The 12,931-nt window shown below is 63.1% G+C and carries 10 protein-coding genes; 7 read left to right on the forward strand and 3 right to left on the reverse strand.

Annotated elements, in window-relative coordinates:
• Window positions 1-89: 89 nt before the first annotated feature.
• A complete protein-coding gene (gene desA, locus LOY22_RS00835) occupies window positions 90-1,274 on the reverse strand; it encodes a delta-9 fatty acid desaturase DesA (protein ID WP_258595796.1) in 1,185 nt (394 codons plus the stop codon).
• A 150-nt stretch (window positions 1,275-1,424) separates the two neighbouring features.
• On the opposite strand from desA, the gene dibA reads away from it, so the two are divergent.
• The 6 genes from dibA to LOY22_RS00865 all read left to right on the forward strand — a co-directional run bounded on the left by dibA (window position 1,425) and on the right by LOY22_RS00865 (window position 7,549).
• On the forward strand, window positions 1,425-3,320 hold the full coding sequence (gene dibA, locus LOY22_RS00840; protein WP_213602765.1) for a phosphodiesterase DibA: 1,896 nt from the start codon (window positions 1,425-1,427) through the stop codon (window positions 3,318-3,320).
• A 209-nt stretch (window positions 3,321-3,529) separates the two neighbouring features.
• Window positions 3,530-3,712, forward strand: a complete 183-nt coding sequence (gene oscA / locus LOY22_RS00845) for a sulfur starvation response protein OscA (protein ID WP_007941032.1) — start codon at window positions 3,530-3,532, stop codon at window positions 3,710-3,712.
• Between the two features lie 47 nt (window positions 3,713-3,759).
• Entirely contained in the window at window positions 3,760-4,767 is a 1,008-nt protein-coding gene (locus tag LOY22_RS00850) for a sulfate ABC transporter substrate-binding protein (RefSeq protein WP_093377409.1), read from the forward strand.
• Between the two features lie 83 nt (window positions 4,768-4,850).
• The gene (gene cysT, locus LOY22_RS00855; RefSeq protein WP_010222098.1) at window positions 4,851-5,669 is read left to right on the forward strand and encodes a sulfate ABC transporter permease subunit CysT; all 819 of its coding nucleotides are present in this window, start codon (window positions 4,851-4,853) and stop codon (window positions 5,667-5,669) included.
• Window positions 5,670-5,683: 14 nt separating this feature from the next.
• Window positions 5,684-6,556 (forward strand): sulfate ABC transporter permease subunit CysW, encoded by an 873-nt coding sequence (cysW, locus tag LOY22_RS00860; protein WP_045201758.1) that lies wholly within the window; start codon window positions 5,684-5,686, stop codon window positions 6,554-6,556.
• Between the two features lie 3 nt (window positions 6,557-6,559).
• On the forward strand, window positions 6,560-7,549 hold the full coding sequence (locus LOY22_RS00865) for a sulfate/molybdate ABC transporter ATP-binding protein (protein ID WP_045201760.1): 990 nt from the start codon (window positions 6,560-6,562) through the stop codon (window positions 7,547-7,549).
• A 94-nt stretch (window positions 7,550-7,643) separates the two neighbouring features.
• Here LOY22_RS00865 and LOY22_RS00870 read toward each other — a convergent pair whose 3' ends face one another.
• Both LOY22_RS00870 and LOY22_RS00875 read right to left on the reverse strand, forming a co-directional pair.
• Window positions 7,644-9,245: an alkaline phosphatase family protein gene (locus LOY22_RS00870; protein ID WP_258595800.1), complete on the reverse strand. Its 1,602-nt coding sequence runs from the start codon at window positions 9,243-9,245 to the stop codon at window positions 7,644-7,646.
• A 100-nt stretch (window positions 9,246-9,345) separates the two neighbouring features.
• On the reverse strand, window positions 9,346-10,296 hold the full coding sequence (locus LOY22_RS00875; protein WP_258595802.1) for a LysR family transcriptional regulator: 951 nt from the start codon (window positions 10,294-10,296) through the stop codon (window positions 9,346-9,348).
• A 144-nt stretch (window positions 10,297-10,440) separates the two neighbouring features.
• Between LOY22_RS00875 and LOY22_RS00880 the strand changes: the two genes are divergently transcribed.
• Window positions 10,441-12,783: a TonB-dependent receptor gene (locus LOY22_RS00880; protein WP_258595804.1), complete on the forward strand. Its 2,343-nt coding sequence runs from the start codon at window positions 10,441-10,443 to the stop codon at window positions 12,781-12,783.
• Window positions 12,784-12,931: the final 148 nt, after the last annotated feature.

Genomic DNA, 12,931 nt, shown 5'->3' on the forward strand with positions numbered 1-12,931 from the left:
CGCCACGCGGGCGATATGCCTGTCAGAGTGAGATTAGGCGGCTAAGTTCCGGTCGGCGCGCCGCGGGACGGGCGCGCCGATCAACGGCATCAGGCCAGGGCAGGGCGCAGCGAGTAGGTCTTGAGCTGGGCGGCGAAGTCGCGCAGCGACTGGATACCGCTGGCTTCGGCCTCGTGCACCCAGTCTTTCATGGCCGCGAGCATGTCGTGGCCGTTGGCGCTGGTACGTACCCAGATTTGCTGCAGGGCCAGGCGTTTTTCGTAGATGGTCTTGAGTGCCTGGCTGTGCTCGAGCATGGTCTGGATGCGCAGGTGATGACGGTCTTCCAGCAGGCTGGTCTCCCGCGACAGCAAGCGCTTGGCACGGCGGAACTGGTGGCGCACCGAGTCGTCGACGCGGGCCAGCTCCTGCTTGACCAGCGGCGCGATCACCAGCTTGCGGTACTGGGCCATGATCTGGAAGCGGTTGTTGAGGATCGCCATGGCGGTGTCCATGTCCAGCTGCCCCTTGCCTTCGACCCGGTGGGCGATGGGCGCGACGCGCTGCACCTTGGCCAGGCGCAGCCAGCAGAACAGCTTGATCCAGGCCCAGCCCATGTCAAACTCCCAACGCTTGACCGAGAGCTTGGCCGAGTTGGGGTAGGTGTGGTGGTTGTTGTGCAGTTCTTCACCACCAATGATGATGCCCCAGGGCACCAGGTTGGTGGCGGCGTCGCGGCATTCGAAGTTGCGATAGCCGACCGCATGGCCCAGACCGTTGACCACGCCGGCGGCCCAGAACGGAATCCACATCATCTGCACCGCCCAGATGGTGATGCCGGCGGTGCCGAACAGCAGCAGGTCGATCAACGCCATGAGGGCGATGCCACCGAGCTTGTAGCGGCTGTAGAGGTTGCGTTCGATCCAGTCTTCCGGGCAGTTCTTGCCGTAGATACGCAAGGTTTCCGGGTTCTGTGCCTCTTCGCGGTACAGCTCGGCGCCCTTGCGCAGCACCGTGGACAGGCCTTTGATCACCGGGCTGTGCGGGTCATCGACGGTTTCGCATTTGGCGTGGTGCTTGCGGTGGATGGCAGTCCACTCGCGGGTGTTCTGCGCCGTGGTCAGCCACAGCCAGAAACGGAAAAAGTGCTTGAGCCCGGCATTGAGTTCCAGCGAGCGGTGGGCAGAGTAACGGTGCAGGTAAACGGTGACACTGACGATGGTCACATGCGTCATTACCAGGGTAACTGCCAGCAATTGCCACACTGACAAGTTGAGCAAACCTTCGTACCACATAGGCTAAATGGCCCTCAAAAACATAGGGAACAGCGGGAAACATTATCCCTGCGCCAGCAAATAAAACCAGTCGGCCTTTTAGATAGGAGGTCACCGGATGTTTCTACCCTATAATCCCCCACAAATTTTTGTGGGTTTGCCCGGGACCTTATGTCTGCTTCCATTCGAGACGCCATGCGCATGGCGGCGCTCTACCTCGTGCTGTCGGTACTGTGGCTGGCTCTGTCTGATCAATTATTGAACAGTCTTTTCGATGCTCCCGAGCAAATCGCCCGCTGGCAACTGATCAGCGCGCACTTCTGGGTGCTGTGCAGCGCCTTGCTGATTTTTGTCTCGCGCGCCCGTTTGCTCAACTTCATTGGCGTCGGCGTGCGCTTGCGCCGCGAGGACCGCGAGCGCCTGCGCATGGCGGCGGCGGTGTTCGACAGCACCCTTGAAGGGGTATTGGTCACCGACCGCGATGGCCTGATCGTGCACGTCAACCGGGCGTTCATGCAGATCACCGGCTACGACAAGGACGAAGTGCTCGGCCAGCGCCCGAGCAAGTTCAAGTCCGGCCGCCACGGTGCAGCGTTCTACCAGCAGATCTACGCCACCCTGGCCGAAAAGGGTGAGTGGAGCGGCGAGATCTGGAACCGGCGCAAAAGCGGCGAGGTGTATCCGCAATGGCAGACCATCTGCGCCATCAGCGATGACAGCGGCGAGTTGAGCCATTACGTTGCGGTATTCAGCGACATCAGCGCGATCAAGCATTCCGAGCGCGAGCTGGCCTATCTTGCCCATCACGATCCGCTCACCGACCTGCCCAACCGCCTGCTGTTCAACGACCGCACCCAGCAGGCCCTGGCCGCAGCGCAGAGCAACAAGCGCGGTTGCGCCTTGCTGCTGCTCGACCTCGATCATTTCCAGAGCATCAACGACAGCCTCGGTCACAACATCGGCGACCAGTTGCTCAAGGTGGTCGGCGAGCGCTTGAAGGCGCTGCTGGGCAACGGCGTGACCCTGGCGCGCCTGGGCGGTGACGAGTTCGCCGTGCTGGCCGAGAACTGCCCGCAGGTCGGCCAGGCCGCGGCCTTGGCCCAGAGCATCATCGACGGCATGAAGGCGCCGTTCGAAGTCGACCGCCAGCGCCTGTTCATCAGCGTCAGCATCGGCATCAGCCTGTTCCCCAGCGACGCCCTGAGCGCCGAGCAATTGCTGCGCAATGCCGACTCGGCGCTGTTCAAGGCCAAGACCTGCGGGCGCGCCGGTTATGCGCTGTACACCGAGGAGCTGACCGCCCATGCCCAGCAGCGGGTCGAAACCGCTGGTGAGCTGCGCCGCGCCCTGGAGCAGGAAGAGCTGCGGGTCTATTACCAGCCGGTGCACGACCTGTTCAGCAGCAAGATGATTGGCGTCGAGGCCCTGGTGCGCTGGCAGCATCCGCAGCGCGGGCTGGTGCCGCCCGGGGAGTTTATCCCGATTGCCGAACGCACCGGGCTGATTGCCGATATCGACACCTGGGTGCTGCGCCAGGCCTGCCTGCAGATGGTTAAGTGGCAGGCCGAGGGGCGGGCGCTGGAGTTTGTCGCGGTGAATATATCCAGCCGTCTGTTTGGCCATCGCGACCTCTATCAGCAGGTCGCGCAGGTGCTGCACGACACTGCGCTGGACCCCGCCCTGCTGGAGCTGGAAGTGACCGAAAGCGCGGTGATGGAAGACCCCGAGGTGGCGCTCGAGCAACTGCATCGCTTGCGTGAACTGGGCTTGCGCCTGGCCATCGATGACTTTGGCACCGGTTATTCGTCGCTGCTGCGGCTCAAGCGCCTGCCGGTGCAGAAGCTCAAGATCGACCAGGGCTTTGTCGCCGGCTTGCCTTGTGATGAAGACGATGTGGCGATCGTCCGGGTGATCATTGCTCTGGCTCGGAGCATGGGCATGCTGGTGCATGCCGAGGGTATCGAGCAGGCCGAGCAGGCGCGCTTTCTGCTGGAGCAGCAATGCCAGCTGGGCCAGGGCTACTGGTTTGGCCGGCCGGTGCCGGCGCAGCAATTGCGCTGGGCTTGAGGGCCCTATCGCGGGGCAAGCCCGCTCCTACAAGTGCAGGTGCGGCGGGGCGGCGATCCGACTTGTCCCGCGAAACTCTATTTCAGTTATATAAAAATTCTTAAATAGTATTTTTAAGAATATTCGCGCCCCCCTAAGATTGCCCTCAAGCCAGGCGCAGTCGCTCCCCTTCACGCACTGCACGGCACCCATATCACAGGAGCACGAGCATGAGCGCATCTCTGCGTAGCGTTGACGGTCAGGACGAAGCCACCATTCTGCGCGAAATCCAGAGCGCCCTGCGCGACCTGCGGTTTGGCGCGGTGGAAATCACCGTGCACAACGCCCAGGTCGTCCAGATCGAACGCAAGGAAAAGTTCCGCCTGCAGAACCCCGGCAACAAGCCCAGCTGATTATCGCGCCACCTAATTAGAAAAATACGCCAATCGGGAGCTTCACCATGTCCATCCGCCGTTATGCCCTGGCTGCACTCGCCAGCGCCGTTTTTGCCGGTTCCGCAATCGCCAAGGACTACGAACTGCTGAACGTGTCCTATGATCCGACCCGCGAGTTGTATCAGCAGTACAACGCCGAGTTCATCAAGCACTGGCAGCAGGCTCACCCGGACGACAAGGTGAAGATCCAGCAGTCCCACGGGGGTTCGGGCAAGCAGGCCCGCGCGGTGATCGACGGCCTGCGTGCCGACGTGGTGACCCTGGCCCTGGCCGGCGACATCGACGAAGTGGCCAAGCTCGGCAAGACCCTGCCGGACAACTGGCAGACCCGCCTGCCGGACGCCAGCACCCCGTACACCTCGACCATCGTCTTCCTGGTGCGCAAGGGCAACCCGAAAGGCATCAAGGACTGGGGCGACCTGATCAAGAAGGACGTCTCGGTCATTACCCCGAACCCGAAAACTTCCGGCGGCGCCCGCTGGAACTTCCTCGCCGCCTGGGCCTACGGCCTGAAAGCCGGTGGCAGCGAAGCCAAGGCCCAGGAGTACGTGAAAGAGCTGTTCAAGCACGTACCGGTCCTGGACACCGGCGCCCGTGGCTCGACCATCACCTTCGTCAACAACGGTCAGGGTGACGTGTTGCTGGCCTGGGAAAACGAAGCCTTCCTGGCCCTCAAGGAAGACGGTGGCGCCGACAAGTTCGACATCGTCGTGCCGTCGCTGTCGATCCTTGCCGAGCCGCCAGTGGCGGTGGTCGACAAGAACGCGCAGAAAAAGGGCAACGAGCAGATCGCCGAGGCGTACCTCAAGCACCTGTACAGCCCGGCCGGGCAGAAGATCGCGGCCGAGAACTTCTACCGTCCGCGTGATCCGAAAGTCGCCGCCGAATACGCCAAGCAGTTCCCTAAACTGGACCTGGTGACTATCGACAAAGACTTCGGTGGCTGGAAAACTGCCCAACCCAAGTTCTTCAACGATGGTGGCGTGTTCGACCAGATCTACACGGCGCAGTGATGCCCGGCAGGATAATCGCCGTTCAGTAGCCAGCATGGGCCCGGGATTCGTCCCGGGCTTCGTGCGTTCAACCAGGGACCTTTATGTCACGTCGTATTTCCCCCGTCATACCCGGCTTCGGGCTGACGCTGGGCTACACCTTGGTGTACCTCAGCCTGATTGTGCTGATACCGCTGGCCGCCATGTTCATACATGCCGCCCAGCTCACCTGGGAGCAGTTCTGGGCCATCGTCAGTGCCCCGCGGGTGCTTGCGGCGCTGAAGCTGAGCTTCGGCACTGCCCTCTACGCTGCCATCATCAACGGCATCATCGGCACCCTGCTGGCCTGGGTGCTGGTGCGCTACACCTTTCCCGGGCGCAAGATCATCGATGCGATGATCGACCTGCCGTTCGCCCTGCCTACTGCGGTTGCCGGCATTGCCCTGACCGCGCTGTACGCACCAGCCGGCCTGGTCGGCCAGTTCGCCACCGACCTCGGTTTCAAGATCGCCTACACCCCCTTGGGCATCACCCTGGCGCTGACTTTCGTGACCCTGCCGTTCGTGGTGCGCACGGTGCAGCCGGTGCTGGCTGACATTCCCCGTGAAGTCGAAGAGGCCGCCGCCTGCCTGGGCGCCAAGCCGCTGCAGGTGTTCCGCTACGTGCTGGCGCCGGCGTTGTTGCCGGCCTGGCTGACCGGTTTTGCCCTGGCCTTTGCCCGTGGCGTTGGCGAGTACGGTTCGGTGATCTTCATTGCCGGCAACATGCCGATGAAGACCGAAATCCTGCCGCTGCTGATCATGGTCAAGCTCGACCAGTACGACTACACCGGCGCCACCGCCATCGGCGTGTTGATGCTGGTGGTTTCCTTCATCCTGTTGCTGCTGATCAACTTGCTGCAGCGGCGCATCGAAACCCCTTGAAGGAGGCCACGTCCATGTCTGCGACTTCTATTGGCGCGGCCGCTTCGGCCAATGCTGCCCGCCGTGGCAGCGCCACTTCACGGCGTATCCTGATCAGCCTTGGCTGGTTGATCTTCGCCCTGTTCCTGCTGCTGCCGCTGGTGATCGTGGTGTCCCAGGGCCTGAAAATGGGCCTGGGCACGTTCTTCGAGGCGATCTTCGAGCCCGACGCCCTGTCGGCGTTGAAGCTGACCCTGATCGCCGTGGCCATCTCGGTGCCGCTGAACCTGGTGTTCGGGGTCAGCGCTGCCTGGTGTGTGAGCAAATACAACTTCCGTGGCAAGAGCATCCTGGTCACGCTGATCGACCTGCCATTCTCGGTGTCGCCGGTGATCGCGGGCCTGGTCTATGTGTTGATGTTCGGCGCCCAGGGCCTGTTCGGGCCCTGGTTGCAGGATCACGACATCCAGATCGTCTTCGCCTTGCCGGGTATCGTTCTGGCGACCATCTTCGTCACCGTGCCGTTCGTGGCCCGTGAACTGATCCCGCTGATGCAGGAGCAGGGCACCCAGGAAGAGGAGGCCGCGCGCCTGCTCGGCGCCAACGGCTGGCAGATGTTCTGGCACGTGACCCTGCCCAACATCAAATGGGGCCTTATCTACGGCGTGGTGCTGTGTACCGCGCGGGCGATGGGCGAGTTCGGTGCGGTGTCGGTGGTGTCCGGGCATATTCGCGGGGTCACCAACACCTTGCCGCTGCACGTCGAGATTCTCTACAACGAATACAACCACGTTGCGGCCTTCAGCGTCGCCAGCCTGTTGCTGATCCTGGCGCTCTTCATCCTGCTGCTCAAGCAGTGGAGCGAGTCCCGTATTAACCGTCTGCGCCATAACGCGGCGGAGGAATAATTCATGTCGATCGAAGTTCGTAACGTCAGCAAGCGCTTCAACGCTTTCCAGGCTCTGGACAGCATCAACCTGGATATCCACAGCGGCGAGCTGGTGGCTTTGCTCGGCCCGTCCGGCTGCGGCAAGACCACCCTGCTGCGGATCATCGCCGGGCTGGAAACCCCCGACCAGGGCAGCATCGTCTTCCACGGCGAAGATGTCTCGGGCCACGATGTGCGTGATCGCAACGTCGGTTTCGTGTTCCAGCACTACGCGCTGTTTCGCCACATGAGCGTGTTCGACAACGTCGCCTTCGGCCTGCGCATGAAGCCCAAGGGCGAGCGCCCGAACGAAAGCAAGATTGCCGAGAAGGTCCACGAGCTTCTGAACATGGTCCAGCTCGACTGGCTCAGCGACCGTTACCCCGAGCAACTGTCGGGCGGCCAGCGCCAGCGTATCGCCCTGGCCCGCGCCCTGGCGGTGGAGCCCAAGGTACTGCTGCTCGACGAGCCGTTCGGTGCCCTGGATGCCAAGGTACGCAAAGAGCTGCGTCGCTGGCTGGCGCGCCTGCACGAAGACATCAACCTGACCTCGGTGTTCGTTACCCACGACCAGGAAGAGGCCATGGAAGTCGCCGACCGTATCGTGGTGATGAACAAGGGCGTGATCGAGCAGATCGGCTCGCCGGGCGAGGTCTACGAGAACCCGGCCAGCGACTTCGTTTATCACTTCCTTGGCGATTCCAACCGCCTGCACCTTAGCGAAGGCCAGCACGTGATGTTCCGCCCGCATGAAGTGTCGCTGTCGCGTCACGAGATCGAAGGCCATCACGCGGCGCAGGTGCGCGACATCCGTCCGCTGGGGGCGACGACCCGGGTGACCTTGAAGGTCGAAGGGCAGAGCGAGCTGATCGAGGCCGAGGTGGTCAAGGACCATGACAGCCTGAGCGGTCTGGCGCGTGGCGAGACCTTGTTCTTCAAGCCCAAGGTCTGGCAGAAAGTGGCCAATATCTGAGGGCCTCATCGCGGGTCAAGCCCGCTCCCACAGGTACTGCATACACTGAACCCTGTGGGAGCTGGCTTGCCAGCGATGGGCTGCAAAGCAGCCCCTACCACACCCCGATCTTCACCACGCTGTCCTCGCGCGGTTCGCCATAGCGAAACCATTGCCCACGCCGCTCGATCTCGGCATGGCTGATGGTGGTCCGCCGCTTCAAGCTCCTGAGCCATTCGAACAGATAACCCTGGTGGGCCTCGCGCACGCTGGCATAGGCCGGGTCCGCACCCAGGTCGTGCAGCTCTTGCGGGTCGTTGAGCAGGTCGAATAGCTGTGCGCGAAAGCCGTCATAGGCCAGGTACTTCCAGCGCTCGCTGCGCACCATGGTCATCCGGCAACGGTCGATCGGCTGGCCCAGGCGCTCGCGGGCCGGGGCCTGGAAGGCGTAGTCGTATTCGGCAATGGCGTAGCTGCGCCAGGCGCTGGCGGTGCCATGCAACAGCGGAATCAGCGAACGCCCCTCCAGCCGATGCTCGGCACTCGGCAACCCCAGCGCGTCGAGGAAGGTCGGCAGCGCATCGATGGTCTCAACCAATCGCTCATCCACCGTGCCGCGGCTGACATCCGCCGCCGCCCGTGGATCACGCACAATCAGCGGTACGCCCACCGCAGGCTCTAGCAAAAACTCCTTTTCGCCCAGGCCATGGTCGCCGAGAAAATCACCGTGATCACTGGTGAACACGATCAGGGTGTCGTCCCAGCGGCCATTGCTTTGCAGCACATCGAACAGGCGCCCGAGCTGGTCGTCGATCTGTTTGATCAGGCCCATGTAGGTGGGGATCACTTTCAGGCGCACTTCTTCGCGAGAGAAGTTGAGGCTTTCCTGGTGCTGGCGGAACGCGACATACACCGGATGGTCGTTGCCTGGCTGAACAGCTATCGGCGCCTGCACCTGGCTGGCGTTGTAAAGCGCGTGGTAAGGCGCCGGGGCGATGTAGGGCCAGTGCGGCTTGATGTACGACAGGTGCAGGCACCAGGGCTGCTCGCCCTGGGCCTGGATGAAGTCGATGGCGCGGTCGGTGCTGTAGACCGTCTCGGAGTGCTGCTCGGGCAGGCGCGTGGGCAGGTCGGCGTTGCGCATGTGCCAGCCGCTGAGAATTTCACCGTTTTCGCCTGCGGCGGCATTGGCCCAGCTGTGCCAGGGGTTGTCGCCGGTAAAGCCGTGGTCGCGCAGGTAGCGGGTGTAGGGCGCGCTTTCGCGCTTGTCGGCGAACAGCGGGTCGTCGGGGAAGATGCCATCGTGGCGGGCAACCGGTTCGAACCCCACCTCGTTGAGCTGCTCGGCCATCAGCGGGTCGATGGCCAGCTGTTGCAAGGCCTCCTGGTTCGGCGTGGCGTGGGTCTTGCCCACCAGCGCGGTGCGGATGCCGGCAGGGCGCAGGTAGTCACCGAGGGTCAGTTCATCCAGCGGCAGCGGCACGCCGTTCCAGGCCACCTGGTGGCTGCTGACATAACGCCCGGTGTAGGCCGACATCCGCGACGGGCCGCAGATGGTGCCCTGGGTGTAGGCGCGGCTGAAGCGCACCCCGGCGGCGGCCAGGCGGTCGATGTTCGGCGTGTGCAGATGGCGGTGGCCATAGCACGAGAGGTAATCGCGACGCAGTTGGTCGCACATGATGTACAGCACGTTGCGCACGGCAGTGGGGTGGGGCATGGCAGTCACCTGGGCAGATTTCAGCTGACTGTTTTCGCCGCCCGGGGCGCGCATCACAAGCGCATTTGCCGAATGCAGTCGATGCGTTTTGCGCAATGGCTCAGATCGCCAGTTGCTCCAGGTTGCAGGCGTCGAGGGCGCGGTCGGCCTGATCAGTGAGGATGATCTGTTCGATCATCGCCTCGGCCAGCGGCGACAGGCGCAGGCGCGCCTGGCTGACGATGCCGTAGCGGGTGTAGAGCTCTTCGCAGTCGTCCGCCAGGCCATCGATGCTCAGCCGCACCAGTTTGCCGTTGGCGTTGTGCAGGGCGTCGCTGTAGGCGCCGCAGATGCCGATGGCATCGGAATTGAGCACCACCCCAAGCAGGCTGTAGCTGTTTTCGCATTCGACATTGGCGACGAAATCCGGGCGGCCGCTTAGGTCGGCGATCACCTTGCGCAGGTTGGGTGGGCGCAGGGTGACGGCCAAGGGGTAGTGCAACAGTTGCTCGGCGCTGACGCTCGATAGCGCCGCCAGCGGGTGCCCGGCGCGGCAGCAAAAATGCCAGCGTCGAGGCCGCAGGCGCAGGGTCTGGTATTGCGGGTCGGCCTCGAAGCTGCGGGTGTCGGCGACGAAGAATTCGAACTCCTCGGCCAGCAGGCGCTTGTTCAGGCTCTGCCAGTCATCGACCTGAAACTGCACCCGCGCCTTGGGGTAGCGGCCGATGAAGCCGCCAATCGCCCGTGGCACCAGGCCCGCGGCGGGCGCCGGGCCGCAGCCGAAGCGGAGCTCGCCGGCTTCCAGGCCATTGAACTGGCTGATCTCGTTGCTCAACTGGCGCGCGCCGCTGATCAGCCGGCGCGCGTGTTCGAGCACCACCAGGCCCTGCTTGGTCGGTGGCAGTTCTTTGTGTGAGCGGTCCACCAATTGGCAGCCGGCGCTGTGCTCCAGGGCCTGGATGCTGCGGCTGAAGGCCGATTGCGAGAGGTTCACCGCGGTCGCCGCGGCGACGAAGCTGCGGTGCTCGGCAAGGGCGATCAGGTGGCGGAGTTGGCGCAGGTCTATATGCATTTTTCACATAAAAAGTATCGGGCAAATGCATTTGCTCTGCCTCTGGTGCACTCCTTATAAAGGCAATCTCTTATGCAGTAAATGTATGTCGAATCATAAATAAATAACTTAAAGGAATATAAATTCCTTTGCCAGGAGCCGCCCATGAGCCCGACCCTTCGCGCTGCACCCTTGTCTTCACGGCGGCTCCAGCGCCTGCCCCTGGCCTTGCTGCTGGCTGGCAGCGCGCACTGGTTGCCGGCTCAGGCCGCCGACTCGGCAAAGCCTGAGGTCAAGGCCAGCGACAGCCAGCTCAAGACCGTCACCGTCACCGCCCGGCGCCGCGAAGAGAGCGCCCAGGACGTGCCGACGCCGATCAGCGTGCTTGACGGCCAGGCCCTGGAAAGCCAGCGGGTGTATCGCATTCAGGACCTGCAGCAGCTGGTGCCCAGCGTCAACGTCGCCTATATGCACGCGCGCCAGTCCAGCGTGTCGATTCGTGGCCTGGGCAACAACCCGGCCAGCGACGGCCTGGAAGGCAGCGTCGGCCTGTACCTGGACAACGTCTACCTCGGCCGCCCGGGCATGGCCGTGTTCGACCTCATGGACATCGAGCAACTGGAAGTGCTGCGCGGCCCGCAGGGCACGCTGTTTGGCAAGAACACCACCGCCGGGGTGATCAACATCAGCACCCGTGCGCCGAGCTTCACCCCCGAGCGCAGCATCGAAACCTCGGTGGGCGAGGATGGCTACTTGCAGACCAAGGGCACCCTGTCCGGGCCCTTGAGCGAGACCCTGGCCGGGCGCATTTCGGCCTACCGCACGCGCAACGATGGCGACATCAAGAACGAATTCGACGGCCATACCCTCAACGGCGGTTCGCGCCAGGGCTTTCGCGGCCAGCTGCTGTACAAGCCCAACGAGCAGTTCAACCTGCGCTGGATCGGCGACTACAACGAAGAAGATTCCAGCGCCGGCACTCGCCTGCTGTACAGCACCGGGCCGACCATCAATGGCGTCAACCGCTATGAAGCGCGGGCCCAGGCGGCCGGGGCGACGCTGGTCGATGGCAGCAAGCGCAAGGTCAACCTCGATGACGATCAGCAGGTCACGGTGTTCCAGGGCGGGACTTCCCTGGAAGCCAATTGGACCCTGGACAACGACTTCACCCTGACCTCGGTAAGCGCCTACCGCTGGTGGGACTTCACCCCGCGCAACGATGATGGCCTGAACGTGCCGGCGGCCTACAACGCCGGGGTGTCGGTGCGTGATAAACAGTACTCGCAGGAATTTCGCCTGGCCTCGCCAACCGGCGGCTTCTTCGACTATGTACTGGGTGCCTATTACTTCGGCTCCGACCTGGACAACAAATCCTTCGTCCATTACGGGCCCCAGGCGGATATCTGGAACGGTACGCCAGCCGGGGCTCTGGCCAATGTCAGCAGCGTCGGCAAGGGCCATATCGAGACCGACAGCTTTGCCTTGTTCGCCCAGGGCACCTGGCACCTGACCGAGCGCCTGGATTTCACCGCCGGGGTACGCGGCACCTATGAGGAGAAAAGCGCCTGGGTCGATCGCGCCGCGGCCGTCGGTGGTGCGGCGGTTGCAGGCGCTGCGGCAACTGCGCGCCAGGGTCGGGTGGGTGCCTATGAATCGGGCGACCTCAACCAGTACAGCACCAGCCCTTCGGGCTTGCTCAACCTGAGTTATCGCTTCAGCGATGACCTGCTTGGCTACGCCACCTTGTCCCACGGCGAGAAGTCTGGTGGCGTCAACCTGGCGGTCGGTACCGCCCCGGTTGCCGGCGCCGATTCGCTGCTGATCGGCACCGAGCGCGCCAACAACGCCGAACTGGGCTTGAAGAGCACCCTCTGGGACCGTCGCCTGCAGCTCAACGCCAACCTGTTCTGGACCGAGGTGCACGGCTACCAGACCAACGCCTACGACGACGCCAACCGCGTGCAGTACCTGACCAATGCCGGCTCCGTGCGCTCACGCGGGGTGGAGCTGGAAAGCACGCTGATCCCGGTACGTGGCCTGACCCTGAACATCAACGGCTCCTACAACGACGTGCGGTATCTGTCTTACAAGGACGCCCCGTGCGCCCCGGAAGTCGCTCTGCAACCGGGGGCGCCGGCGGCCTGCGACCTCAGTGGCCACCAGGTAGTCGGCGCGTCGAAATGGATCGCCAACGCCAACGGCCAGTACCAGTGGGATCTGGACAACGGCCTGCAACCTTACCTCACCGCCAGTTACGCCTTCCGCTCCAAGGCCGTAGGCACGGTCGAGGACTCTGACTTCGCGCAAATCCCCAGCTACGCCGTGGTCAACCTCTCCACCGGCCTGCGTGGTGACCTTGGCCAGGGCCAGTGGGATGTCTCGCTGTGGCTGAAGAACGCTTTTGACAAAACCTACTACACCACCCTCTGGAGCGCGGCCAACGGCGGCTATGAGGGCCTGCTCGGTACCCCGCGGACCTTGGGTGTGACCGGCCGCTACGACTTCTGAAACGGCGTTTTTCGATGCCTTTGGCGAATATTTTTCATGCCCTGCAGGCATGGCGTTTCAGGGCGTTGGCGCCAGCCCTTGAAGGGCGCGGCTTAGAGCGGTTCGGCTCATTTATATATGTGTTTTGGTTCTATCCATAACCTTAAAA

Source organism: Pseudomonas sp. B21-035 (genome assembly GCF_024748945.1).
Taxonomy (GTDB): domain Bacteria; phylum Pseudomonadota; class Gammaproteobacteria; order Pseudomonadales; family Pseudomonadaceae; genus Aquipseudomonas.